Source organism: Tropicimonas isoalkanivorans (genome assembly GCF_900112335.1).
In the GTDB taxonomy this organism is placed as follows: domain Bacteria; phylum Pseudomonadota; class Alphaproteobacteria; order Rhodobacterales; family Rhodobacteraceae; genus Tropicimonas; species Tropicimonas isoalkanivorans.
This window is the reverse complement of the sequence record NZ_FOLG01000009.1, coordinates 146,444-171,921: the sequence shown is the minus strand read 5'-3', so window position 1 is coordinate 171,921 and position 25,478 is coordinate 146,444. Positions and strand designations below refer to the sequence as shown.

Below are 25,478 nucleotides of genomic sequence, written 5' to 3'. Positions count from 1 at the left end.
GGGATGTTTCACGTGAAACATGACTTTGACGTCATCGTCGTTGGGGGCGGTCACGCGGGATGCGAGGCCGCTTCGGCTGCTGCTCGGGCAGGGGCACGAACTGCGTTGGTGACGTTCCGCGCGAGCGACCTTGGAGTGATGTCCTGCAACCCGGCCATCGGGGGCTTAGGAAAGGGGCATCTGGTGCGCGAAGTGGATGCCTTGGACGGCTTGATGGGGCGCATCGCGGACCAGGCGGGTATCCAGTTCCGACTGCTGAACCGCAAGAAGGGGCCCGCGGTACAAGGTCCCCGTGCGCAAGCGGACCGCAAGCTTTACCGAACGGCCATGCAGGCGGCAATTCTGGTGCAGGCCAACCTTGACCTTATAGAAGGCGAAGTATCGGCGTTCCTCCTTGAACACGACCGCATTTCAGGTGTTGTCCTTGCCAACGGCACGGCGCTCCGGTCGCGTGCAGTCGTTCTCACCACAGGCACCTTCCTGAACGGCGAGATTCATATCGGCGACGTGCGCCGACCGGGGGGGCGGATCGGTGCGGATCGATCAGAGCGTCTGGCTGCTCAGGTGCGCGATCTCGGTGTGACGTTCGGGCGGCTGAAAACCGGCACGCCGCCGCGGCTGGACGGGCGCACGATTGCCTGGGACCAGCTCGAGGAACAGCCGGGTGATGACGTGCCAGAGATGTTCTCGTTCCTCTCGACAGGCCCGATCGCCAAGCAAATCTCTTGCGGAATTACGCACACCAATGCGCGAACCCATGAGATTATTCGGGAAAATCTGTCTCGATCCGCGATGTATGGTGGGCATATTTCCGGCGTAGGCCCGCGATATTGCCCCTCAATCGAGGACAAAGTGGTCCGCTTCGGAGAGAAGGCGTCCCACCAGATCTTTCTAGAGCCGGAGGGGCTCGACGATCCGACCATCTACCCGAACGGCATTTCGACATCGCTGCCGGTGGATGTTCAGGAAGACTACGTTCGGTCAATTGCCGGGCTGGAGCACGTCAAGATACTGCAGCCGGGCTATGCGATCGAGTACGACTACGTTGACCCCAGGAGCCTCGACGGCACGCTGATGGTCCGCGAGTTCTCGGGCCTGTATTTGGCCGGGCAGATCAATGGCACAACGGGGTACGAGGAAGCGGCGGCTCAGGGCCTTGTTGCGGGGTTGAACGCTGCACACAGAGCGCTCGGTAGGGATCGGCTCACGTTCGGTCGGGACGAGAGCTATATCGGGGTGATGATTGACGATCTGGTGACGCAGGGCGTCTCGGAGCCGTACCGTATGTTCACGTCACGTGCGGAATATCGGTTGTCGCTCCGAGCGGATAATGCGGACCAGCGATTGACCCCCGTGGCGATCAAGCTTGGGATCGTCTCGGACGCGCGCCGCGCAGCGTTTGAGGAAAAGAGCGAGGCGCTTGATCATACCCGAGAGGAATTGGCACAGATCAGCCTGACATCCCGAGAATTGAGCGATCTTGGAATCCGGGTGAATGCGGACGGTCCAAAACGGACGCTGTTGGAATCGCTAGCACTTCCAGGTGCTGATGTTTCCGCTATGGCTCAAGTCGTTCCGGAGATTGCCGGGATGGATGCGGCCATTCTGACGCAAGTGACACGGGACGCGGTGTACGCCCATTACATCGAGCGGCAACGCAGGGATGTCGAGGCGATGAAGAAGGATGAATCTTGCGAGATTCCTGACGGCTTCGCGTATTCCACTCTAGATGGCCTATCGAATGAGCTGCGGAGCAAGTTGGAGCGCGTGCAACCTCGAACCTTGGCGCAAGCCGGCCGGATCAACGGGATGACCCCGGCTGCCTTGACCCTGATTCTTGCTCATCTTCGAAAGGCGGAACGTCGGCGTGCGTGACGGATCTCGCGACCTGTTGGATGCCCTTGGCCTCGATGTTTCACGTGAAACACTCACGCGGCTGACGGTCCATAGGGACCTTTTGGCGAAGTGGAACCCATCCATCAACCTCGTGGCGCCGTCGACATTGGAGGCGAGCTGGACGCGACACATCGTTGATTCTGCGCAGGTTTACTCCATGACCACCGTGTCGCAAGGTCAGTGGCTGGACTTCGGGACCGGAGGCGGCTTTCCAGGGCTCGTTTGCGCAATTCTTGCGGCTGAGCACGCGCCGGGCCTCAGGTTCACCTTCGTGGAAAGCGACAAGCGGAAATGCGCCTTCCTGACCACTGTCGTACGCGAAACAGGGATTGCCGCGGCGATTGTCTCCCAACGTATTGAGACGATACCCCGACAAAACGCGAACGTAATATCGGCCCGTGCCGTCGCGCCGCTTTGGAAACTGCTGGACTACGCGCTGCCGCATCTGGCCAAGGGCGGTCTCTGTCTGTTCCCGAAGGGGGAGAGGTACCGTGAGGAAATAGATGCCGCACGCGCGTCGTTCCACTTTCAGCTGAACGACAGGCCAAGTATAACGGATCCAAAAGCGGTCATCCTGTCGCTAGGAGAAATCGAGCGTGTCTGATTCACCCCGGTCCTCGGGCCCGAAGATCATCGCGATCGCCAATCAAAAGGGCGGCGTGGGAAAAACGACCACGGCCATTAACCTTGGGGCCGCCCTTGCCGAAGATGGGCAGAATGTCCTCATCATCGACCTCGACCCGCAGGGAAACGCGTCGACCGGTCTCGGCGTTGAGGCCACGGATCGCGTCGTATCCACCTACGACCTCCTGCTCGAACAAACGCCGCTGGACGAGGTGGCGAAGCCGACCAGCCTCGAACGTCTCTGGATCGCTCCCGCGACGACGGATCTCAGTTCTGCGGACATCCAACTGGCAGGGCTCGAACGGCGCAGTTTTCTGCTGCATGATGCGTTGCGGACACCAGATATCGCAACATATGGGTTCGATCACATCCTGATCGACTGTCCGCCGTCCCTCAACCTGCTTACCGTGAATGCGATGGTGGCGGCCCATTCGATCCTTGTGCCGTTACAGAGCGAGTTCTTCGCTCTCGAAGGTTTGTCCCAGCTTATGCTGACGGTGCGGGAAGTGCGGCAGACCGCGAACCCTGGCCTCCGCATCGAAGGGATCGTCCTGACCATGTTCGACGTGCGCAACAATCTCTCCGCGCAGGTCGAAGCAGATGCGCGGGGAACGCTGGGCGATCTCGTGTTCCAGACACGCGTGCCCCGGAACGTGCGCGTTTCAGAGGCGCCGAGTTTTGCCCAGCCGGTGCTGGCGTACGATTCCTCCTCGAAAGGAAGCAGCGCCTATCGGGCGCTTGCGCGCGAAATGCTGGCCCGTGGCGTCGCGGCCGCAACCGTATAGGAAGACGAAGAATGGACAAGAAGACCGGAAAAGCGCGCGGGTTGGGTCGTGGTCTGTCTGCGCTGATGGCGGACGTGTCGTTGGATGCACCTGCCAAGGAAGCGCCGCAGTCGCCGCAAGCGTTCGAGCGCGTTCTGCCCATTGAATCGCTGGAGGCCAACCCGGATCAGCCGCGCAAGGATTTTTCTCGCGAGGCGCTTCTGGAGCTTTCGGAATCCATCCGTGCGAAGGGGATTTTGCAGCCCCTTATTGTTCGGCAGAGCCCGCGTCGCCCGGAGATGTACGAGATCGTCGCCGGGGAACGCAGGTGGCGTGCAGCCCAGATGGCGCAGCTTCATGAAGTGCCCATCATTCAGCGCGACCTGAACGATACGGAAGTGCTTGAAGTCGCTATTATCGAGAACATCCAACGCGCGGATCTGAACGCGGTGGAAGAGGCCTTGGGCTATCGCCAGCTCATCGAGCGGTTCGGTCACACGCAGGAGCAGCTAGCACAAGCACTCAGCAAGAGCCGCAGCCACATCGCGAACGTGATGCGACTGTTGCAGCTTCCTGATGAAGTTCAGGGGCTACTGCGGGAAGGTAAACTCTCGGCGGGGCATGCGCGGGCCCTCATCACATCGAGCAACCCAGCCGAACTGGCGCGCCAGGTTGTCGGCGGCGGACTGTCGGTCCGGGAGACCGAGGCGCTTGTTCGCAAGGCGGCTCAACCCGCCAAGACCGGGACCGCGCGAAACGCGGGCGGGAAACCGGAGAAGGATGCCGATACGAGGGCTTTGGAGCAGGACATTTCGGCCAATCTGGGCATGAAGGTCTCTATCGAACATCTCGATATCGACGGGTCCGGCCGCCTTACCATCCAATACCGGACGCTGGATCAGCTCGACGCCCTGTGCCAGGTGCTCACGTCGAGTCCGCTGGATACAACTCTCTAAATTGTGGGAGCGGTTGACCGCTATCCCAAAAGCAAGTCTCGCAGCACCGCATTCAGCAGGCTCCGCCCACGCGGTGTGGTGCGGATGCGATCGCCATCGGTCTCCAGGAGCCCGTCGGCTGCGGCCTGTTCCAGTCGGTCTGCCAGCCCGTCATCCGGACCCATGTCCATAAGCCGCGACAGAGAGATCCCCCGGAGAACCCGCAGGCCCATCATTAGGTATTCTTCGGCCTGCTCTTGACCGGAAAGCGGCTCGACGCTCTCGAATGCAGGACCGTCCGCTTCAGCATCCCGTATCCAGGCACCGGGAGCCGACGGGCAAACGGTAGCGTGGCGACGCCCATCCAAAATCACGCGACCATGGGCACCTGGGCCAACACCTGCGTATTGCCCGGCAGACCAATACAACATATTGTGTTTGCTCTCAGCGCCAGGACGAGCAAAGTTCGAGACCTCGTAGGGTACCAAGCCCACGCGTGCGCATGTTTCCAGCGTCAGGTCGTACATATCTGCCGACAAATCCTCGTCCGGTAGCCCCCGCAGCCGTCCGGCAGCCGCGCGGGCGCCGAAGGCGGTGCCTGGTTCGATTGTCAGTTGATAGAGAGACAGATGGTCGATCGCCATCGCCAATGCTTCATCCAATTCGCGCTGCCAGGCGTCGAGCGACTGGTCCTGCCGCGCGTAGATCAGGTCGAACGATACCCGGTCGAACGCCGAACGGGCGATGTCAAAGGCGGCGCGTGCCTCCGCCACCGTGTGCAACCGCCCGAGCCGGCGCAGATCGGCGTCGTTCAGGGATTGAACGCCGAGCGAGACCCGGTTTACGCCGGCCTGCCGATAGGCGGCAAAGCGGCCAGCTTCGACAGAGGTCGGGTTCGCCTCGAGCGTCACTTCCCAATCGTTGGAGATGGGCCAGGTTGCGCGAACGGTGTCCAGAATGTCGGCCACAGTCTCGGGCGCCATCAGGCCCGGGGTTCCGCCCCCGAAGAAGACGGTGTCGAGCCGCCGCCTTCCGGTTAGCCGCCCGGCGTGTTCGACCTCCCGGCAGAGGGCCGCTGCCCAGCGTTTCTGGTCGATCCGCTCCGCGACATGGGAATTGAAATCGCAGTAGGGGCATTTGGACAGGCAGAAGGGCCAGTGGACGTAGAGTCCGAAGCCGACCCGGTCCACATCATCCGTCGGCAAAACAGCCCGCCACGAACTTGGCGAAGGCATCGGCCCGGTGGCTCATCGAGTGCTTCCGCTCCGGGTCCATCTCGCCAAAGGTCACGGTTTCGCCCAAGGGCTCGAACATCGGGTCGAAGCCGAAGCCCTTCGAGCCCCGCTTCGGCCAGACCAGGCGGCCCTCGACGATGCCGTCGAACACTTCATCATGACCGTCGGGCCAGGCGAGGCAGAGAACGCAATGGAAGCGGGCGGTACGCGGCTCGGGCGCATCCAGCTTCTCGCATTCGGTCCACACCTTTTCCATGGCCATGTCGAAATCGCGCCCTTGCGGCGTTTCCGCCCAGTAGGCGGAGTACACGCCCGGCGCGCCGCCGAGCGCATCGACGCTCAGCCCACTGTCGTCGGACAGGGCGGGCAGGCCGGAAGCTTGCGCCGCGGCGTGGGCCTTGATCCGGGCATTCCCGACGAAGGTGTCCTCGGTTTCTTCCGGCTCCGGCAGGTCCAACTCGCCAACGGAGATGACTGCCACACCGAAAGGGGCGAGCAGCTCGCCAATTTCCCGAACCTTGCCAGCGTTGTGGGACGCGATGACGAGCCGTTCCCCCTCGAATTTCCGCATTCAGCCCTCCACGGCCGCCTTTTGCGCCGCGACCAGTTCGGCAATCCCAGCTTCGGCGAGATCCATCAGGGTCGTCAGTTCGTCCCGCCCGAATGTTGCGCCTTCCGCCGAGGCTTGCACTTCGATCAGACGGCCGGCGCCGGTCATCACGAAATTGGCATCCGTGCCCGCGTCGCTGTCTTCGCGATAGTCGAGGTCTACCACCGGCTGCCCGGCATAGACGCCGCAGGACACCGCCGCGACGTGATCCGTCAGCGGATCGCTGATCACGTCGCCCGCCTTCATCAGTTTGTTGACCGCCAGCCGGAGCGCCACCCAGCCGCCGGTGATGGCCGCGCACCGTGTACCGCCGTCGGCCTGAACCACATCGCAGTCGACCACGATCTGCCGCTCGCCAAGCGCGACCCGGTCCACGCCGGCCCTCAGAGCGCGTCCTATAAGCCGTTGAATTTCCTGAGTTCTACCGGATTGTCCCCGCTTCGCCTCGCGGTTCATGCGGGTGTGGGTGGCCCGCGGCAACATCCCGTACTCAGCCGTCACCCAGCCCAGCCCCGAATTGCGCAGAAACGGCGGCACACGCTCGTCAAGGCTTGCGGTACACAGCACGTGGGTATCGCCACAACGGATAAGGCAGGAGCCTTCGGCGTGGCGCGTCACGCCAGTTTCGATCGTGATTGGGCGCATTTGGTTGGTTTCGCGGCCGGATGGGCGCATGGACATTCTCCACATGTTCGGGTGACTCCCTCTAGGCTTTCAAGCCGAGGTGATGCAACCCCGATTGACCGGAGCAGGGTTCCGTCCCTAAATCCAGTACCGTAGACCGCATTGTCCGCCGCGGTGGAGACAGGCATGAACGACGGCGCCCGGAAACTGGAACAACTGAACGATCGCTCGCGCGAAGTGTTTCGCCGCGTGGTCGAAGGGTACCTGATGACCGGCGACCCGGTGGGCTCGCGCACGCTGACGCGGATGATGTCGGAGAAGGTCTCTGCGGCGACCATTCGAAACGTAATGCAAGACCTTGAATATCTTGGTCTTTTGGACTCTCCGCACGTGTCGGCAGGGCGCGTTCCCACGCAGCAGGGTCTGCGGATGTTCGTCGACGGGCTTCTGGAGGTGCGGGACCTGTCCGCCGAGGACCGCGAACACCTCGATGCGACCTTGGGCGGCAATGATCCCGACATCGGCACCCTGATGGGCCGCGTCGGCGCGGCGCTCTCCGGGGCGACCCAGGTCGCGAGCCTGGTTCTGGCGCCGAAACACGAAGCGCCGATCCGTCATGTGGAGTTCGTCCAGCTTGGTCCCGACAGGGCGCTGGTTGTACTGGTGTTTGCAGATGGGCAGGTGGAAAACCGGGTCTTTACGCCGCCACCGGGGCAAACCCCGTCGTCGATGCGGGAGGCAGCCAATTTTCTCAATGCCTTGGCGGATGGCCGGACGGTCCGCGAGTTGCGGCGCGCCATGGAGCGCGAGATCAAGACGCGGCGGCAGGAGATCGACAGCCTCGCCCGCGACCTGGTGGAAAATGGCATGGCGATCTGGGCCGACGAAGGGGAGTCCACCGAGCGCCTGATCGTGCGGGGGCGGGCGAACCTGCTGGAGGCGGGCGCGGAGGCGGACGACCTGGATCGCATCCGCACGCTCTTCGACGATCTGGAACGAAAGCGGGACATTGCGGAGTTTCTCGAGCTTACCGAGCAGGGCGAAGGTGTGCGGATTTTTATCGGCTCGGAAAACAAGCTTTTCTCACTTTCGGGTTCCTCTTTGGTGGTTTCTCCCTATATGAACGCGGATCGAAAGATCGTGGGAGCGGTTGGCGTGATCGGACCCACGAGACTGAATTACGGACGTATCGTGCCCATTGTGGATTATACCGCACAGCTGGTGGGCAGGATGATTTCGGACCGAAGTTAGAGGGTGCGATGGCGGAAGCGAAGAAAGACGATCAAACCGAACGGACGCTGGACGAGCTGGCGTTGGAAGGTCTGGCCGAGGATGCCGAGGACTTCATGTCCGATCCCTTGGCCGATGAAGACGAGCTGGCAACCCTGCGGGCGGAGCGTGATCAATTCCGTGACCGGTTCATGCGCGCCTTGGCCGATGCGGAGAACGCCCGCAAGCGCGGTGAACGCGACCGGCGGGAAGCTGAGAATTATGGCGGATCAAAGCTCGCGCGGGACATGCTGCCGGTCTACGACAACCTGAACCGGGCTCTGGAGTCGGTTGGCGAAGAGCAGAAGGAAACGGCGGCCGCCCTGATCGAAGGGATCGAGCTGACGATGCGGGAACTGCTAAACGTGTTCGAGAAGCACGGCATAAAGCGCATCAAGCCGGAAATTGGTGAGAAGTTCGACCCGCAGATTCATCAGGCAATGTTCGAGGCCCCTGTGCCGGCCACCGTCGCAGGCGACATCATTCAGGTGATGGCCGAGGGCTTCCTGTTGCATGACCGCCTGTTGCGCCCGGCGCACGTCGGGGTGTCTTCGACCCCCGCGTCCTGACGGGCGTGTGTTACTCGCCCGTCTGCGCGAGGTTTTTCAGATCGTAGAGCAAATCCAGCGCCTCGCGCGGTGACAACTCGTCGGGAAGGATCCCGGCGAGTTTTTCGACGAGCGCGGACGGCGATTGCGCGGGGGCAGGGGCCGGGCTTGCCGGCACCGCGGAAAACAGCGGCAGATCGTCGATGAGCGCCAGTTGCCGCCGTCCGCCCTCCCGATCGCCCTGTTCGAGCCGATCCAACACGACGCGCGCCCGGTCCACAACCGAGGCCGGAAGGCCGGCGAGGCGCGCGACCTGCACGCCGTAGGATCTGTCGGCGGCGCCATCGCGGACCTCGTGGAGGAAGATCACCTCTCCCTCCCATTCCTTGACCCTGACGGTCGCATTCTCGACGCCATCGAGCGTGGCGGCCAGTGTGGTCAGCTCGTGGTAATGCGTTGCGAACAGCGCCCGGCAGCGGTTGACCCCGTGGAGGTGTTCCAGCGTCGCCCAGGCGATGGACAGGCCGTCATAGGTGGCCGTTCCCCGACCGATCTCGTCCAGGATCACAAGGCTCTGTGGATCGGCCTGATTCAGGATCGTGGCCGTCTCCACCATCTCCACCATGAAGGTCGAACGTCCGCGCGCCAGGTCGTCGGCGGCACCGACCCGGCTGAACAGACTGGACACCATGCCGATCGTGGCAGCGCGGGCGGGCACATAGCTCCCGGACTGGGCCAGCAAGGCGATGAGGGCATTCTGGCGCAGGTAGGTCGACTTGCCCGCCATGTTGGGGCCGGTCAGCAGGCGCACGTGTGCCTTGTCGCCCTCGGCCGTCAACGCGCAATCGTTGGCGACGAAGGCGCGGCCGTCGCGTTTCAGCGCCCGTTCCACGACCGGGTGCCGGCCCTCCTCGATCTGAAAATCCCGGCTCTCATCGACCGTCGGGCGGCACCAGTCCTCACTGCGGGCGAGATCTGCCAGCGCGGTGGAGACATCGAGTTCCGCCAACGCCTGTGCAGCCAGCCCAATGGCGCCGGCGGCCTCCAGAACTTCGGCACGCAGGGCCTCGAACTGGCGTCTCTCAATTTCCAGAGCGTGGTTGCCCGCGTTGAGAATGCGGGTTTCCAGGTCCGACAACTCGACTGTCGTGAACCGAACGGCATTGGCGGTGGTCTGGCGGTGGATGAAGGTCTCGCTCAGCGGGGCGGAGCGCATCTTGTCCGCACGGGTGGCGGTCGTTTCGATGAAGTAGCCCAACACGTTGTTATGTTTGACTTTCAGCGACTGGACCTTGGCCTGCTCCGCATAGCGCGCCTGCAGCGAGGCGATTACGCCGCGGCCTTCGTCGCGCAGGGTTCGGGCGTCATCCAGGTCTGCATCGAAGCCCGACGCGATGAAGCCGCCATCGCGCACCATCAACGGCGGCTCTGCCACGAGCGCGTCGTCGAGCCGGTCGACGAGTGTCTCCAGGCCGGCAAGGTCTGCCACCAGCGGGGCAAGGATCTCGGCGCCCGTCACCGTTCCCAGTCTATCGGCAATTTGCCCTGCCTGCGTCAGGCCGGCCCGGATGGCGGCAAGGTCCCGCGGTCCACCGCGCTCCAGCGCGAGGCGCGAGAGGGCGCGGTCCATGTCCGGCGCCTTGCGGAGCAAGCCCCGCAGGGTGTCGCATCTGCCTGTATCCTCGACAAAGAACTGGACCGCATCCAGCCGTTCCTGAATTCGCCCCAGATTGCACGACGGGCTGGCGATCCGCCGCGCAAGCAGGCGGCCGCCGGCGGCGGTGACGGTGCGGTCGATCGCGCCAAGCAGCGAGCCATCGCGCCCGCCGGACAAGCTGGCGGTCAACTCCAGGTTTCGCCGGGTCGCGGCGTCGATCTGCATCACCTCGCCGCCGGAGTCCCGCTGCGGTGGCCGGAGCAGCGGCAGTTTCCCCTTCTGTGTCAGGTCGAGGTAGGACACGATTGCGCCAAGCGCGCTCAGCTCCTCCCGCTCGAATGCCCCGAATCCGTCGAGCTCGGCGACACCGAACGCGTCCCGAAGGCGCTTCTCCGCGCCCGTGCTGTCGAAACTCTGGCGCGCCAGCGGCGTCAGCGCCGCGCCGGCTTCGTCCACCAGGTCCCGCAGGGCCCCTTCGTCGGTCTCGGCCACGAGCACTTCGCGCGGGGCGAGGCGGGCCAGTTCGGGGCCGAGCTTCACCAGCGGGCAGGGGCCGACACGCAGTTCGCCGGTCGAGATGTCTGCCGTGGCCAACGCCGCGCGGTCGCGGACCCGGGCGAAGGCGCAGAGGAAGTTGTTCCGCCGTGCCTCCAGCAAGCTGTCCTCGGTGAGCGTGCCGGGGGTGACGAGGCGCACGACCTCGCGCCGGACGACGGATTTCGACCCGCGTTTCTTGGCCTCGGCGGGGTCTTCCATCTGTTCGCACACGGCGACGCGAAATCCCTTCCGGATCAGGGTCAGAAGGTACCCTTCGGCGGCATGAACCGGCACGCCGCACATCGGGATGTCCGCCCCCTCGTGCTTGCCGCGCTTGGTCAGGGCAATATCCAGCGCTTCGGCCGCGGCCGCGGCGTCGTCGAAAAACATCTCGTAGAAATCGCCCATCCGGTAGAACAGCAGCGCCTCGGGATGGGCTTGCTTGATCTCCAGATACTGCGCCATCATTGGCGTGACGGTCACGGCCTGCTCCCTGCTCGGTTTCCCGCGACCATAGGCGAGGCTGCCGGCGCTTTGAAGGCGTATCAGTGTGGGTGAAACTCAACTTGCCCGCGTCAAAAGGCAGTTGGTATTCCCTTGCCAGCCAAGATATTCCAGCCTTTGCATGGAGAACCCGGGGAGCCTTCGAATGACAAAGAACAAAATCACGGACGAAGAGGCGCTGCTGTATCACCACGAGCCGCAGCCCGGGAAATTCGAAGTCGTCGCGACGAAACCGATGACGACCCAACGCGACCTGAGCCTCGCCTATTCGCCCGGGGTGGCCGTGCCCGTAGAGGCCATCGCGGAGAACCCCGCCTGCGCATACGACTATACCGCAAAGGGCAACACAGTTGCGGTGATCTCCAACGGTTCAGCGATCCTCGGGCTCGGCAACCTCGGCGCGCTGGCCTCCAAGCCGGTGATGGAAGGCAAGGCCGTTCTGTTCAAACGGTTCGCCGACGTGAACTCCATCGATATCGAGATCGACACACAGGACGCGCAGGAGTTCATCAACGCGGTAAAGCTGATGGGGCCGGCATTCGGCGGGATCAACCTGGAGGATATCAAGGCGCCCGAATGCTTCATCATCGAGCAGGCGCTGAAGGAAGTGATGGACATCCCGGTGTTCCATGACGACCAGCACGGCACGGCGGTGATCTGCGCCGCGGGTCTCATCAACGCGCTGCAATTGACCGGCAAGAAGATCGAAGACTGCAAGATCGTGCTCAACGGCGCGGGGGCCGCCGGAATCGCCTGTATCGAACTGATCAAGGCGATGGGTGCCAAGCACGAGAACTGCATCGTTTGCGATACCAAGGGCGTGATCTATCGCGACCGCAAGACCGGCATGAACCAGTGGAAATCGGCACATGCGGTGGACACCGACGCCCGGACGCTGGATGACGCGATGCGCGGGGCAGATGTGTTTCTGGGCGTCTCCGCCAAGGGCGCGGTGACGCCGGAAATGATCGCCAGCATGGCCGATGACCCGGTGATCTTTGCCATGGCCAACCCCGATCCGGAAATCACACCCGAAGAGGCGCACGAGGTGCGCGGCGATGCCATCGTCGCGACGGGGCGGTCTGATTATCCCAACCAGGTCAACAATGTCCTTGGTTTTCCATATTTGTTTCGCGGAGCGCTTGACGTACAGGCGCGTGCGATCAACGACGAGATGAAAATCGCCTGTGCCCAGGCGCTTGCGGAACTGGCGCGCGAAGACGTGCCGGACGAGGTCGCGATGGCCTATAGCCGAAAGCTGAGTTTCGGCCGCGACTACATTATCCCAACCCCATTCGATCCCCGGCTGATCTACACCATTCCCCCGGCGGTGGCGCGCGCCGGCATGGAGACCGGCGTTGCGCGCCGGCCGATCGTGGACATGGATGGCTACGAACAGCGGCTTCGGGAACGGATGGACCCGACAGCCTCGATCCTGTCGTCGATCTCGACGCGGGCGAAGGCAGCGCAGGCCCGGATGATCTTTGCAGAGGGCAACGACGTCGGCGTGCTTCGCGCTGCGGTCGCTTACCAGCGTCAGGGATTCGGCAAGGCGCTGGTGGTGGGCCGTGGCGACGAGGTGAAAAACCAGCTTACCGCGGCGGGATTGCAGGACGCGGTGCGCGAACTAACGGTCATCGACCCGGCCCACAGCCGGCACCTGGAGGCCTACACGGCGTTTCTCTACAAACGCTTGCAACGCGAAGGCTTCGACCGGCAGGACATCATCCGCATGGCTTCCGGCGACCGGCATGTCTTCGCCGCGCTGATGCTTGCGCACGGGCATGGCGATGGACTCGTGACGGGGGTCACGCGGAAGTCGGGCCACGTCATGCACCAGATCAACCGGGTGTTCCCGGCCTCGGCGGAGGATGGCGCCGTCGGCGTGACCGCGATCCTGCACAAGGGTCGCGTTGTGCTGATCGCCGACACGCTGGTGCACGAATGGCCGGAGGAGGAGGAACTGGCCGATATCGCGATCGCGGCGGCGCGGGTTGCGCGGAGTCTCGGCATCGAGCCGCGGGTGGCGTTCTGCAGCTTCTCGACCTTTGGGTATCCGCGGTCGGAACGGGCGATGAAGATGCACACCGCGCCGAATGCACTGGACCGGCGTGGCGTCGATTTCGAGTACGACGGCGAAATGACGATCGACGTCGCTCTGAACATGACCCAGATGGCGGCGTACCCGTTCTGCCGCCTGACGAAACCTGCCAACGTGCTTGTCATGCCGGCCCGCCATTCGGCCTCGATCTCAACCAAGCTGATGCAGGAGATGGCGGGTGCCACGGTGATCGGACCCATCCTCGCCGGGGTCGATGCGCAGATCCAGATCTGTCACACAGGGGCGACGGTGAACGAGATTCTTCACATGGCCGCGATTGCGGCCTGCAAGATCGGGTGATGTCATGACGATCTACAACCTCGGGTCCATCAACGCGGACTGGTTCTACAAGGTGCCGCGCTTCCCGGTCGAGGGCGAGACCCTTGCCGCGACCGACTGCAAGAGCGGGCTGGGCGGCAAGGGGGCGAACCAGTCCGTCGCGGCGGCACGCGGGGGAGCCGAGGTGTGCCACATCGGGGGCGTCGGCGGCGAGAGCGTCTGGGCGGTCGAACTCATGAAGTCGGCGGGTGTGGACACGACGCATGTCGCGATCAACCTGGCGGCTCCCACCGGGCACGCGCTGATTTTCGTGGAGCCGGGCGGCGAGAACCAGATCGTGATCTTTGCGGGCACCAACCGGATGCTGGAGAACGGCGACATCAAGGCGGCGCTCGCCCGGGCCCGGAGCGGCGATATCCTCATGATGCAAAACGAGACGAACGGGCAGGAATACGCCGCCAAGCGGGCCCGCGATCGGGGGCTGAAGGTGGTCTATTCCGCCGCGCCCTTCGACGTGGACGCGGTGCGCAGGGTGTTGCCGTTGGTTGACCTGCTGGTGCTGAATCAGGTGGAAGCGGAACAGGTCGCCGAGGCGCTGGGGTGCGAGATCACCAATCTGCCGGTGCCGCAGCTTCTGGTGACCCACGGTGCGCATGGGGCGACCTGGCACGATCTCGACTCCGGCGAAACGCTGACCGTTCCCGCGCCCAAGGTGGTGCCCGTCGACACAACGGGGGCAGGCGACACCTTCATTGGGTATTTCTGCGCCGGGTTGGACCTCGGGTTGCCGGTGGCCGAATGCCTGGAAATGGCTGTCGGCGCAGCGGCACTAAAGGTCACTCGGGAAGGGACGGCCGAAGCGATTCCTGCCCGGGAAGAGGTTCACGGCTTTCTGGCCGACCTCAAACCACTGGCGTAGCCCTCCCGCCCGCCGTCGCCGCATCGAAGATGCAACGCCGCCCGTTGGGCCTGGCCGCGCGCAAGGCGCGCGGCGGTCGCTCTGGGTCGGAAGCCCTATCTCGTGTGGGGCAGACGGAAGTCATCCGCCAACGAACGGTGCGGATGAACCCCACAAGGCCTTCACTCTCTGATCCCGGCCACAGGCATCGCGGTAGAGTTTGTAGGCTTTCGCTTTCGAACGCGGACCGAAGCGGGTGAGGATCAGGTCGCCCGATTTGTAATAATCCTGATGGTAGGCTTCGGCTGGGTAAAACGGCTGGGCTGGCAGCACAGGCGTGACGATCTCCTGCCCAAGATCCGTCTGCGCCGCAGCCAGTGCCTCCTTCGCGACGGTCGCTTGCTCCGGCGTGGCGAAGATCGCTGTACGGTAGCTTTCGCCTCGATCACAGAATTGGCCGCCCGCATCCGTCGGATCGACGGAGCGGAAGAAGAGATCCACGAGCTCCCGGTAGGAGACCCGGTCCGGGTCGTACGGGATCATTGCGGCCTCGTAGTGCCCGGTTCCACCGCGCGACACCTGCTTGTAGGTCGGATCGGCGACCGTTCCGCCGGTATAACCGGAGACGACATCTCCCACGCCATCGACCTTTTCGAAATCGGCCTCGACGCACCAGAAGCAGCCGCCGGCGAATATGGCGGTGCGGGTTTCCGCGGCGTCCGCCCGTCCGCAGTGGGTAAAAACTCCGACCGCAATGGCGATGGCCAGAACGATCGGCTTGACCGAATCAGCGGCAAGGGTCATGGCAGGCCTCCTTTTTTGGGCAGAGTGCCGAACGCTCGTGGTCACCTGCAACTCACCGGCGCGTGACATCACGCAGGGGTGACGGAAGTTTCAGCCTTCCCCTTCCCGTTCGCTGCACCTACGGTCCGCCGCATGACACAGACCGACACCCACATATCGACCCACCAGGCGGCGGAAGACGACCGCAACGACAGCATTCTGATCTACCTGAATGGGGAGATCGTGCCGAAGGCGGAGGCGAAGGTGTCGGTCTACGACAGCGGCTTCATGCTCGGCGACGGCATCTGGGAGGGGCTGCGGCTTTACGATGGGGTCTGGGCCTTTCTTGACGACCATCTGGATCGCCTGTTCGAAGCGGCCCTCGCGGTGGACCTCGAGATCGGACTCGACAGGGCAGGTGTGATCGCCGCGCTGGAGGCGACGCGGCAGGCGAACGGCATGGAAACCGATGCCCACGCCCGGCTGATGGTGACGCGGGGACTCAAGACCCGCCCGTTCCAGCACCCCTCGCTGTCCACCCAGGGTCCGACTGTGGCCATCATCATGGAGCACTCCCGCCCGTCGCTCCCGCGGCCGATCCGGCTGGCCACGGTGCCGCACATTCGGGGCCTGCCCATGAGCCAGGACCCGAAGCTCAACTCACATTCCAAGCTCAACTGTATCCTCGCCTGCATTGCGGCGGAAAAGGCGGGCGCGGACGAGGCGCTGATGCTGGACGTGCACGGGTTCGTCAACACGACCAACGCCTGCAACTTCTTCATCGTGCGCAAGGGAGAGGTTTGGACCTCGACCGGCGATTACTGCATGAACGGAATCACGCGGCGCAAGGTGATCGATCTGTGCCGGGCGGACGGAATACCCGTCTACGAGCGGAACTATTCCCTCGTCGATACCTATGGCGCCGACGAGGCGTTCCTGACTGGCACATTCGGCGCGCAAACCCCGGTCGGCGAGATCGACGGGCGGCGGATCGGCTCCGGCGAACTGGGGCCGGTCACGGAGCGTATTCGTGGGCTTTACAAGAACCTGATCGCTGAGGAGTGCAGCGCGTGAGACTTGCGATGTGGTCCGGGCCGCGGAACCTTTCCACGGCGATGATGTATGCCTTCGCCAATCGGGACGATTTCGCCGCGGTGGATGAGCCGTTCTACGCAGCCTACCTCGCGGCGACGGGGCTGGAGCACCCGATGCGGGCGGAGATCCTCGCGGCGCAGCCACAGGATCCGGAGGATGTGGTCGCCCAGCTGACCGGCCCAATTCCCGACGGCAAGCCGCATTTCTACCAGAAGCACATGGCGCAGCACATGCTGCCCGGCGTGCCGACCGACTGGATGGAGGATGTGGTGAACGTATTTCTCATCCGTCACCCGGCGCGGGTGATCGCGAGCTACGGCGAGAAGCGTGAGAACCCGACGCTGGACGACATCGGCTTCTGGCAGCAGGCGGAGTTGCACGCGAAGTTCGGTGGCGTGGTGATCGACAGCCACGATATCCGGGAAAACCCGGAAGGGATGCTCCGCGCCCTTTGCGACGAGATTGGCCTAGAGTTCGACCCTGCGATGGTGTCCTGGCCGGCCGGCGGGCGGGCCTGTGATGGGGTATGGGCCCCGCACTGGTACGGCGCGGTGTGGCAGAGCACGGGCTTCGCCGGCAAGGAGGGGCCTCTGCCGGAGGTGCCGGAGCACCTCCGCGGTGTGATGACAGCGGCGTTGTCCTATTACGAGCGCCTTAAAACGGAGGCAATTTCAGCGCGTTAGACTGCACCCTGCCGTGTTGAAACGGGTCAGGGTGCAGGATCAGTCGGCCTACGCCCTGGCGGCCTCCTCGAACTCCGCCGCCGCCGCGATCGTGTTGCGGTCATTCATCAGGTCGCGGGCGATGTTGGGCGCGATGGTGAAGCAGTCGTGGCCCTGTTCGGCGAGCAGCGCCATTTGCCGCGTGTCTCGGAGCGAGGCAACCAGTATGCGCGTCTTGCCCCCCGCAAGCTCGCCGATGGCCAGCATTTGAGCCAGCGCTTCGTAGGCCGGCAGACCCATCTCAAGCATCCGGCCGAAATAGGGCGCGATGTAGTCCGCGCCCAGGGCGGAGGCCACGAACATCTGTTTGGCGCTGTAGCAGGCTGTCATCAGGATCGGACCGTCGAGGGCCTTGATTTCGGGGACGACACGGATAGCGGGCTCGGTGAGGGGCACCTTGATGACCACGCGCAGCCCGGCCTGCCGCCCCTGGTCATAGCGTTCGCCGGCCCAGTCGGCGAAGCCCTCTTCCGGGCCGACGACCTGGCAATGGAGTTCCTTCGCGCCAAGGTCCGCCGCTTGCCCCATCAGGGTCGGCCAGTCGATGTCGGGGTAGGAGAGTCCGGCCCGGTGCGCGAGTAGCGGGTTGGTCGTGATCCCATGGAAGAGCCCGGTGGGCATGAGTTCCTGCCACGCCGAGACATCCGCAGTGTCGATATAGAGGTCCATCTCAGGTCGTACCTTTCATGTCAGCGCAAGATCGAGTTCCGCGCGGCTGGGCGGATTGCACCCGGCCCTGCTGCAGTTGAGCGCGGCCGCAATGGAGGCGCGCTGCATCAAGGCCTCCAGACGGTCATCGGTGAGACGGTCGAGGGCGTCGGGTCGGAGTGCATCCTGCCCTGCGAGGCCTGCCAGAATCGTCGCGGTAAAGGTGTCGCCCGCGCCGACCGTATCGACCAGCTTTTCCACCCGGGCGGCGGGAAGGTCGAGCCGCGTATCGCCGCAGATGGCCGTGCACCCGGAGGCACCCTTGGTGAGAACGATGAGCCGCGCCGAGGAGCGTGCTTTAAGCGCGGCCAGCGCCTCGTCCTGGCCGAGATCGGGGTAAAGTGCGGCCAGGTCCTCGTCGCTCAGTTTGACGAGATGGACCTTTTGCAGCATCCGCCAGATGCGGTCCCGATAGCTTTCGACATCGGCGATGACCGACAGCCGGACATTTGGATCAAGTGAGACCAGCCGACCGGAATCGTAGCTCCGGGCGCAGATTTCCTCCCAGGCGGCGGCATCGGCCCCGTCGGTCAGCGTCAGCGATCCGGTGTGCAGCGCGACGGCGTCCTCCGTCAGTCGCGCTTGGAGAACGTCCGTCGTGACCATCCGCTCCGCCGTGCCGTCGCGTTCGAAACTGTAGCTCGGAATGCCCTTGGTAATCGTGACCCGCGCCATCGTTGTGGGTTCCGGCAGGCGGTCGCCGGTCAGGATGACATTGGAAGCAACGAGCTTGTCGGCCAGCATGTCGCCCCAACGGTCAGTGGAGATCGGCGAGATGTAATGCACCGGGACGCCCTGACGGCCAAGTGCCATCGCCACGTTGACGGGCGACCCGCCGGGATGCGCGACGGCATCGCCGTCCTGCGTCACGTAGTCGATCAGGTTTTCGCCGCCGATGGCGATGAAGGGTTCGGTGCTCATGTCTTTTGTCCGACAGTGGTCTCCGGTCAGGCCTTGTTCCGGCCTCCGGTACAGGCTTCCTCGTAGATCCGCAGAACCTCCTGAACGGCATTCACCAGGAGCCCGTCCCACCCCGCGAGATCGTCGGTGGCCGGGACGGCCAGGTATTGCCGTAGAACTGGCGCGGGAATGTCCCTCCCGTCGAGACGAGCTTTTACCTCCGCCACGGCGGCCCGGGCCTCCTGGCGCGGCCAGTAATACCGGATGCGGTCGGAATAGCTGAAGTGACGCTGCAGCCAGAGATCGGTTTCCGTACCGGCGTAGTACTTCGACCAATGCTCGGGGGATGCGCGCATCACCGCGTCCATGGCTGCCATCAGGCCGCCCTTCGGCGGCGTTCCGTCCAGCACGTCGGCGACGGCATCGAGCCCGTAGAGCGCTTCGCGCAGGGCGAAGGTAAGCCAAGGGCCAACTTTCAGAATGGCGAAACCGTCCTGGACCAGGGCGGAGAGGCCCTCGCCGGTCTGGTAATCGGTCGAATGGGCCTCGAAAACGATGCCCGGCAGCGCGTCGAGGCTGGCCGAAAGCGCGTCCGCTTTCTCAGGCTGGAAGTGGATCACGTCCGTATGTCCGAACTCCACGCCCGGTTGAACGACGAGCGCAATAACGCGGTCAAAGGCGTCCTGAAGTCGGGCCTCCTCAAAAGCCTCGCGGTGGACCTCGTACGTCTGAGCCGCGGCCTCCGGCGTCGTGACGGCAAGCTCTTCAAGCTCCTCCAGCGCTCCGCCGGGCACCGGAACTTCCGTTCCGATGACATAGACCGGCGGCACCGCGCCCTTGTGCGCCTCCGCTCGGGCCGCGAGACGCGCCGCCCGTTCGGCGGTCGTGGTATCGGGAAGGGCAACCGGCTCGCCCGCGCACCCCATGGAGCAATCGAGATGCAGCTTGGTAAAACCGGCTTCAGCATAGGCGGCGATCATCGCCTCTGCCTTTTCCATGGCTGTGTCCGCGGGGCGATCCTTCCATGGGTTCGGTCCAAGGTGGTCGCCGCCAAGGATGATTCGCTCGCGCGACAGGCCGACCCTGTCGGCGATATCCTCGACGAACGCACGGAAATCGGCAGGGGTCATGCCGGTATACCCGCCGTCCTGGTTGACCTGGTTGCAGGTCGCCTCGATCAGCGCCGGCCGACCGGTCTCCAGCGAAAGTCGCAAGGCGGCTTCGATGACGACGGGGTGGGCGGAACAGACAGAGGTGATACCGATGGGCCGTCCGGCGTGGTAGGCGGCGGGAATCTCGAGAAGCGGGTGAGTCATTTGATCTGCCTTTCGTGGGCCGCCGCGAAGTCGCGCAGCGCGGCAATCGGCGTGGTGCCTTCCATCGGCCCGCGCCGCGTCACGGCAATCGCTCCGGCGGCGGCGGCAAGCGGCAGTGCCTCCTCAGGCGGGACGCCTTGCAGCCAAAGCGCGGTATAGGCGCCGCCGAAACAGTCGCCGGCTCCGGTGGGGTCGACCTCTTCGACCGAATAGGCCGGGAAGAACATGTTGGAATCGTTGGAATAGTGATGCACGCCTTCGGCGCCAAGTTTGTGCACGACTGTGCCGATCCCGAGGCCCAGAAGCTCCGTCACGGCGGCCTCGGTCTCTTTGGCGTCTGTCAGCAGGAACAGTTCCTCGCCGGACGGGAGGAAAAGGTCCGTCATCCGCAGGATTTCCGCCATGGCCTGGCGCATTCCGGGTGCGTCCAGAATCTCCTTTCGCAGGTTCGGATCGAAGGAAATCGTACCGCCGCGCGCCTTTACGGCCTTGGTCGCGCGTAGGTTGAGCGCCACAAGGTCCGGACTGGAGAGCGACGAGCCCATGACGTGCAGATGCCCGGCTGTGTCCAGCACGTTGCGCGCGGCCTCGGTGTCCGGCAGGACGCCGCAGGCGCTATACCGGATATTGAAGACGAAATCGCGGGAGCCATCTGCGCGGTATCGTACGAAGGCGCTGCCGGTGGGGCGGTCCGGGTCGATCCCGACGCCCGAAATATCAACCCCGTCGGCGGCGAGGCGGTCGAGGTTCAGCCTGCCGAAGTCGTCATTTCCGACGGTCGAGACGATTGCGCAGGGCTGGCCCATCCGGGCAACCTGATCTATGAAGATCGCCGGTGCCCCGGACGGAAACGGACCGGTCAGCGCCATGGGCTCCGTGAAACCTTCGCCAATGGAATCCGCCATTATCTCGACGAGGATTTCGCCTATCACGGCGACTGTGTTCATCGTATCCTCCCAGTCGGTGCCCGTGGCCCGCACCTGAGGGCCGCCTTTGGAAGACGCACGATTGGGCAGGGCAACAACTTCTTGACGGTTGGCACCGTGCGGTAATACTGTCAATAAAAATCGCATGCGTAAAGTTTTTGCTAGCGGCGGGTATGTCTTCAGGTCCGCTGGATTCTGAACGATGCGGTTATAAAAGCGGATGGAGAAGGATGTCCGGGCGCGAAATCAGGACGATGGAAGAGTTCGCTGAAGCCATCGGCATATCGCGCCCGACTGTCTCGAAGTACTTCAACGATCCCGCAAGCGTGCGAAAGACGACTCGCGACAGGATCGAGGCCGCGCTCGAAGAACACCACTACCAGCCCAACATTTTCGCCATCAACCAGAACCGGAAGGCGACGAAGTGTATTGGCATTCTGGTCCCCTATCTGTCGGACCCGTTCTTTGCCGAAATGGTCCGGCTGATGGAGCGGCGCTGCATCGACGCGGGGTTCTGGCCCGTGATCCTCAGCGCCCACGGCGAGCAGCACCTGGAGAACGAGGCGCTGGCGACGATGCGGTCCTTGCGTCCGACGGGGGCACTGCTGGCGCCGCTTGGACGGGCGTCCGATCTGAAGGCGCTGGAGCGCTTTGCCCGCAACGTGCCGACTGTGGTGTTCGACAGTAACGTGCCGGTCGGCGAGACGTTCGTCGGATCAAATAATTTCCAGAGTATTCCAATGATCGTGGACTATCTCTGCCGGACCGGCGAGCCGCCGTGCTTCATGGAAATGCAGCCGGTCAACCCTAACGCGAACAAGCGCCGCGACGCCTATATCATGGCGATGGAAAAGTTGGGCTACGACCCCCAGGTGGTTCGCGTGGAAGGGTCGGGTTGGGAGTTCGAGCAGATCGGTCTCGAGCTCGGTGGCGAGATGCTTTCCTCCGGCGGATTTCCATCGTCCACGATCCTGTGCAGCAACGACCGCCTTGCAATCGGGCTGATCGCGGCGGCCTTCGAGCGGGGGCTGAGGGTGGGCCACGGGCAAGGCTGCGCGCTGCGTGTGGCAGGCCACGACGACCACCCCCTGTCGCGTTTCACGACCCCGCCGCTGACCACGGTCTCGCAGGATTACATGTCCATCGTGAACAAAAGCGTGGCCACCTTGTTCGACCTTGTGGAGTCCGGAGAGCGGAACCAGGGCAACCGAACGGAGATCCTTTTCGACGGAAAATTGATCCTGCGCTCCTCTGCGTAAATTTTCTGCGGTGACGTAGCGAAAATTTACGGGGGTAAAATTTCTGTTGACTCACGCTCCCTCAGGCGCTTACCTCTAAGCACTGCGTCAGCAGAACAAATGGGAGGAAAACCGAATGAACCTGAAAAGCGCTCTCTGCGCTGTCTCTGCGCTTGTATCGGTGACCGCGACTGCGGCAATGGCGGAAGAACTCACGATCGCAACCGTGAACAACGCCGACATGATCATCATGCAGAAACTGTCGCCCAAGTGGGAAGAAGCGACGGGCAACACCTTGAACTGGGTTGTTCTGGAAGAGAACGTCCTGCGTCAGCGCGTGACGACCGATATCGCGACGAAAGGCGGCTCGTTCGACGTCATTACCATCGGCGCCTACGAGGCCCCGATCTGGGGAGCCCAGGATTGGCTCGTCGCCCTCGACGATCTCGGGGATGACTACGACTACGAAGACATTTTCGAACCTGTCCGGAATGGTCTGTCCGCGAATGGCAAGCTGTACGCTGTGCCGTTCTATGCCGAGAGCTCCTTCACCTTCTATCGCACGGACCTCTTCGAAGCCGCCGGCATCGAGAAGCCGACCGAGCAGATCACCTACGACCAGTTCGGTGAAATCGTGGCCAAGGTTCACGACCCGGACAATGGCATCTACGGCACCTGCCAGCGCGGCAAGGCCGGCTGGGGCGAGAACATGGCGTTCGTCGGCCCGATGGTGAACGCGTTCGGCGGCCGCTGGTTCGACGAGGAGTGGAACCCGACGATCGACTCGCCCGAGTGGCACAACGCGATCAACTACTACGTCGATCTGATGAACAACTACGGCCCGCCGGGCGCGTCCTCGAACGGCCACAACGAAAACCGGGCGCTGTTTGCCGATGGCAAGTGCGCGACCTGGGTCGATGCCACCTCCGCGGCCGGCTACATCTTTAACCCGAACGAGTCCACCGTCGCGGACAAGACGGACTTCTTCCAGGCGCCGAAGCAGGAAACCTCGAACGGGACCGGCTGGTTCTGGGCCTGGGCCCTCGGCATCCCGACGTCTTCGACCAAGGTAGATGTGGCCAAGGACTTCGTCGCATGGGCGACATCCAAGGAGTACATCGAACTGGTCGGCGAATCCGAGGGCTGGGTGGCCGCACCTCCGGGCACGCGTACGTCCACCTACGAGAACGAAGCCTATCTTGAGGCTGCTCCGTTCGCCAAGACGGTCGAGACCTCGATCCTGGCGGCAGACCCGTCGAACCCGACCCGCGATCCTGTGCCCTACACTGGCATCCAGTTCGTCGCGATCCCCGAGTTCCAGGGTATCGGCAACTACGTCGGACAGCAGGTGTCGGCCGCGCTCGCCGGTCAGCAGAGCGTTGATCAGGCGCTTGCCAACAGCCAGCAGTTCGCCGTGCGCGAAATGACCAAGGCCGGCTACATCAAATAGTCTCCTCCCCCGGATGGGCCGGTGCCGGCAAGGGCCGGCCCATCTTCCTCAATCCGCTCTCCGCGCCGGCCCCTGGCAGGAGTTATGTTCGTGGGCGTCCGCCGCGTCCGTCGAACGGAACAACCGGAGGACCCCATGGCTACCAAGGCTTCCCGCGCCGCCGCGCGATTGATGATCGCACCCTCGGTGATCCTGCTTCTGGGATGGATGATCGTCCCGCTGAGCATGACGCTCTACTTCTCTTTCCTGCGCTACAACCTGATCATGCCCGGCGACAACCCGTTCGTCGGATGGGAAAATTACTATTGGTTCGTCACCGACCCGAGCTTCAAGGCCGCGATGGTCAACACGCTCCTGCTGGTGGGCGGCGTCCTTTTCATCACCGTCGTCGGTGGCACACTTTTCGCCTTGCTGCTTGATCAGCCCATGTGGGGGCAGGGTATCATCCGGATCATGGTGATCTCGCCATTTTTCGTGATGCCCACGGTCTCGGGGCTGGTCTGGAAGAACATGTTCATGAACCCGGTGAACGGTATCTTCGGGCACCTGGCCAAGGGCATGGGCTTCGAGCCGATCGACTTCTTCAGTGAGATACCGCTCCTGTCGATCATCGGAATCGTAAGCTGGCAATGGTTACCATTCGCCACGCTCATTCTGCTCACGGCGTTGCAGTCGCTGGACAGTGAGCAGCTCGAGGCGTCCGAGATGGACGGGGCGAGCTGGATCTCGCGGTTCTGGTTCATCATGTTGCCGCACCTTGCCCGGGCGATCACTGTGGTTGTCCTGATCCAGACGATCTTCCTGTTGTCGATCTTTGCGGAAATCCTGGTGACCACCAACGGCGGCCCCGGCACCGCGACCACCAACCTGACCTACCTGATCTATGTCTCGTCGCTGCTTCAGTTCGACGTGGGCATGGGCAGTGCAGGCGGGGTCATCGCAATCATCCTTGCCAATATCGTGGCCATCTTCCTGATGCGCATGATCGGCAAGAATCTGGACGCGTGAGGAGGAATTCATGGCCCGCGCTGTCAACACAAGCCGCAAGTCGCTGAACACGGCCATCGCCGCAACACTCGGCCTGATCATGTTCTTCCCGGTCCTCTGGATCCTGATCCTGTCGTTCAAGTCAGAAATCGACGCCGTGCGTTCACCCTGGCAGGTGCTGACAGCGGGCTGGACGATGGAAAGCTACGGCGCCGTTCAGGAGAGATCGGACTACTTCAAGCACTTCATGAACTCGGTCACGATTTCGCTCGGCTCCACCTTCCTCGGGCTGCTGATTGCCATTCCGGCAGCCTGGGCGATGGCCTTCGTCCCTGCCAAGCGCACCAAGGACGTGCTGATGTGGATGCTGTCGACCAAGATGCTGCCACCCGTTGGCGTTCTGGTCCCGATCTACCTGATCTTCCGCAACCTGGGCATCCTCGACACACGCTCCGGCCTGGTCATCGTGCTGATGCTGATGAACCTGCCGATCATCATCTGGATGCTCTACACCTACTTCAGGGAAATCCCCGGCGAGATCCTTGAAGCGGCGCGGATGGATGGTGCGTCCCTGCGCGAGGAAGTGCTCTATGTGCTCACGCCCATGGCAATCCCCGGCATGGCTTCCACGGTGCTTCTGAACATCATTCTGAGCTGGAACGAAGCATTCTGGACGCTCAACCTGACAGCCGCGCAAGCTGCGCCGCTGACCGCCTTCATCGCAAGCTATTCCAGTCCGGAGGGCCTGTTCTACGCCAAGCTTTCGGCAGCCTCGATCATGGCCATTGCGCCGATCCTGATCATGGGCTGGTTCAGCCAGAAACAACTCGTCCGCGGCCTCACCTTCGGCGCCGTCAAGTAGGGGGAACACC

The 25,478-nt window shown here is 63.4% G+C and carries 23 protein-coding genes; 14 read left to right on the top strand and 9 right to left on the bottom strand.

What is annotated here, in order from left to right:
- Positions 1-3: 3 nt before the first annotated feature.
- The 4 genes from mnmG to BM075_RS15160 are packed head-to-tail and all read left to right on the top strand — an operon-like array spanning position 4 to position 4,240.
- The gene (gene mnmG / locus BM075_RS15175) at positions 4-1,875 is read left to right on the top strand and encodes a tRNA uridine-5-carboxymethylaminomethyl(34) synthesis enzyme MnmG (RefSeq protein ID WP_093361544.1); all 1,872 of its coding nucleotides are present in this window, start codon (positions 4-6) and stop codon (positions 1,873-1,875) included.
- A 13-nt stretch (positions 1,876-1,888) separates the two neighbouring features.
- Positions 1,889-2,500 carry a 16S rRNA (guanine(527)-N(7))-methyltransferase RsmG gene (rsmG, locus tag BM075_RS15170; RefSeq protein ID WP_093361583.1) on the top strand — a complete coding sequence of 204 codons (612 nt, stop codon included), beginning with the start codon at positions 1,889-1,891 and terminating at the stop codon, positions 2,498-2,500.
- Positions 2,493-3,305: a ParA family protein gene (locus BM075_RS15165; RefSeq protein WP_093361543.1), complete on the top strand. Its 813-nt coding sequence runs from the start codon at positions 2,493-2,495 to the stop codon at positions 3,303-3,305. The genes rsmG and BM075_RS15165 overlap by 8 nt, the downstream gene beginning before the upstream one ends.
- An 11-nt stretch (positions 3,306-3,316) precedes the next feature.
- A complete protein-coding gene (locus BM075_RS15160) occupies positions 3,317-4,240 on the top strand; it encodes a ParB/RepB/Spo0J family partition protein (protein ID WP_093361542.1) in 924 nt (307 codons plus the stop codon).
- A 20-nt stretch (positions 4,241-4,260) separates the two neighbouring features.
- On the opposite strand, the gene hemW is transcribed toward BM075_RS15160, so the two are convergent.
- The 3 genes from hemW to rph are packed head-to-tail and all read right to left on the bottom strand — an operon-like array spanning position 4,261 to position 6,739.
- A complete protein-coding gene (gene hemW / locus BM075_RS15155; protein WP_093361541.1) occupies positions 4,261-5,454 on the bottom strand; it encodes a radical SAM family heme chaperone HemW in 1,194 nt (397 codons plus the stop codon).
- A complete protein-coding gene (gene rdgB / locus BM075_RS15150) occupies positions 5,411-6,025 on the bottom strand; it encodes an RdgB/HAM1 family non-canonical purine NTP pyrophosphatase (protein WP_093361540.1) in 615 nt (204 codons plus the stop codon). The genes hemW and rdgB overlap by 44 nt, the downstream gene beginning before the upstream one ends.
- On the bottom strand, positions 6,026-6,739 hold the full coding sequence (gene rph / locus BM075_RS15145; protein WP_093361539.1) for a ribonuclease PH: 714 nt from the start codon (positions 6,737-6,739) through the stop codon (positions 6,026-6,028). It lies immediately after the preceding gene.
- Positions 6,740-6,874: 135 nt separating this feature from the next.
- Between rph and hrcA the strand changes: the two genes are divergently transcribed.
- Both hrcA and BM075_RS15135 read left to right on the top strand, forming a co-directional pair.
- Positions 6,875-7,939 carry a heat-inducible transcriptional repressor HrcA gene (gene hrcA, locus BM075_RS15140; protein WP_093361538.1) on the top strand — a complete coding sequence of 355 codons (1,065 nt, stop codon included), beginning with the start codon at positions 6,875-6,877 and terminating at the stop codon, positions 7,937-7,939.
- Between the two features lie 8 nt (positions 7,940-7,947).
- A complete protein-coding gene (locus BM075_RS15135) occupies positions 7,948-8,526 on the top strand; it encodes a nucleotide exchange factor GrpE (RefSeq protein WP_177208368.1) in 579 nt (192 codons plus the stop codon).
- A 10-nt stretch (positions 8,527-8,536) separates the two neighbouring features.
- On the opposite strand, the gene mutS is transcribed toward BM075_RS15135, so the two are convergent.
- Positions 8,537-11,167, bottom strand: coding sequence for a DNA mismatch repair protein MutS (gene mutS / locus BM075_RS15130; RefSeq protein WP_093361537.1), 2,631 nt, complete (start codon positions 11,165-11,167; stop codon positions 8,537-8,539).
- 181 nt (positions 11,168-11,348) lie between these two features.
- Here mutS and BM075_RS15125 point away from each other — a divergent pair, with 181 nt between their 5' ends.
- Together BM075_RS15125 and BM075_RS15120 are read left to right on the top strand one after the other, a co-directional pair.
- Positions 11,349-13,604, top strand: a complete 2,256-nt coding sequence (locus BM075_RS15125; protein WP_093361536.1) for an NADP-dependent malic enzyme — start codon at positions 11,349-11,351, stop codon at positions 13,602-13,604.
- 4 nt (positions 13,605-13,608) lie between these two features.
- Entirely contained in the window at positions 13,609-14,502 is an 894-nt protein-coding gene (locus BM075_RS15120) for a ribokinase (RefSeq protein ID WP_093361535.1), read from the top strand.
- Positions 14,503-14,622: 120 nt separating this feature from the next.
- Here the strand turns inward: BM075_RS15120 and msrA are convergent, their stop codons facing one another.
- A complete protein-coding gene (msrA, locus tag BM075_RS15115) occupies positions 14,623-15,285 on the bottom strand; it encodes a peptide-methionine (S)-S-oxide reductase MsrA (protein WP_093361534.1) in 663 nt (220 codons plus the stop codon).
- 132 nt (positions 15,286-15,417) lie between these two features.
- Here msrA and BM075_RS15110 point away from each other — a divergent pair, with 132 nt between their 5' ends.
- Together BM075_RS15110 and BM075_RS15105 are read left to right on the top strand one after the other, a co-directional pair.
- Positions 15,418-16,338, top strand: coding sequence for a D-amino acid aminotransferase (locus BM075_RS15110; RefSeq protein ID WP_093361533.1), 921 nt, complete (start codon positions 15,418-15,420; stop codon positions 16,336-16,338).
- Entirely contained in the window at positions 16,335-17,042 is a 708-nt protein-coding gene (locus tag BM075_RS15105; protein WP_093361532.1) for a sulfotransferase-like domain-containing protein, read from the top strand. The genes BM075_RS15110 and BM075_RS15105 overlap by 4 nt, the downstream gene beginning before the upstream one ends.
- A gap of 48 nt (positions 17,043-17,090) precedes the next feature.
- Here BM075_RS15105 and BM075_RS15100 read toward each other — a convergent pair whose 3' ends face one another.
- Genes BM075_RS15100 through BM075_RS15085 form a run of 4 tightly spaced genes read right to left on the bottom strand, consistent with a single transcriptional unit; the run spans position 17,091 to position 20,952 of the window.
- Positions 17,091-17,750, bottom strand: coding sequence for a transaldolase family protein (locus BM075_RS15100; protein ID WP_093361531.1), 660 nt, complete (start codon positions 17,748-17,750; stop codon positions 17,091-17,093).
- Positions 17,751-17,765: 15 nt separating this feature from the next.
- Positions 17,766-18,710: a carbohydrate kinase family protein gene (locus BM075_RS15095; RefSeq protein ID WP_093361530.1), complete on the bottom strand. Its 945-nt coding sequence runs from the start codon at positions 18,708-18,710 to the stop codon at positions 17,766-17,768.
- A gap of 26 nt (positions 18,711-18,736) precedes the next feature.
- Positions 18,737-20,005: a D-tagatose-bisphosphate aldolase, class II, non-catalytic subunit gene (locus BM075_RS15090; protein WP_093361529.1), complete on the bottom strand. Its 1,269-nt coding sequence runs from the start codon at positions 20,003-20,005 to the stop codon at positions 18,737-18,739.
- A complete protein-coding gene (locus BM075_RS15085) occupies positions 20,002-20,952 on the bottom strand; it encodes a tagatose kinase (protein WP_093361528.1) in 951 nt (316 codons plus the stop codon). Before BM075_RS15085 ends, BM075_RS15090 begins: the two co-directional genes overlap by 4 nt.
- A 209-nt stretch (positions 20,953-21,161) precedes the next feature.
- Between BM075_RS15085 and BM075_RS15080 the strand changes: the two genes are divergently transcribed.
- The 4 genes from BM075_RS15080 (at position 21,162) to BM075_RS15065 (ending at position 25,468) form a co-directional block, all read left to right on the top strand.
- Positions 21,162-22,190: a LacI family DNA-binding transcriptional regulator gene (locus BM075_RS15080; RefSeq protein ID WP_093361527.1), complete on the top strand. Its 1,029-nt coding sequence runs from the start codon at positions 21,162-21,164 to the stop codon at positions 22,188-22,190.
- Positions 22,191-22,305: 115 nt separating this feature from the next.
- Complete coding sequence (locus BM075_RS15075) at positions 22,306-23,619, top strand: ABC transporter substrate-binding protein (protein WP_093361526.1); 1,314 nt, start codon at positions 22,306-22,308, stop codon at positions 23,617-23,619.
- Positions 23,620-23,754: 135 nt separating this feature from the next.
- Entirely contained in the window at positions 23,755-24,627 is an 873-nt protein-coding gene (locus BM075_RS15070) for a carbohydrate ABC transporter permease (protein ID WP_093361581.1), read from the top strand.
- Positions 24,628-24,637: 10 nt separating this feature from the next.
- Positions 24,638-25,468 (top strand): carbohydrate ABC transporter permease, encoded by an 831-nt coding sequence (locus BM075_RS15065; protein WP_093361525.1) that lies wholly within the window; start codon positions 24,638-24,640, stop codon positions 25,466-25,468.
- The last annotated feature ends 10 nt before the right edge of the window (positions 25,469-25,478 follow it).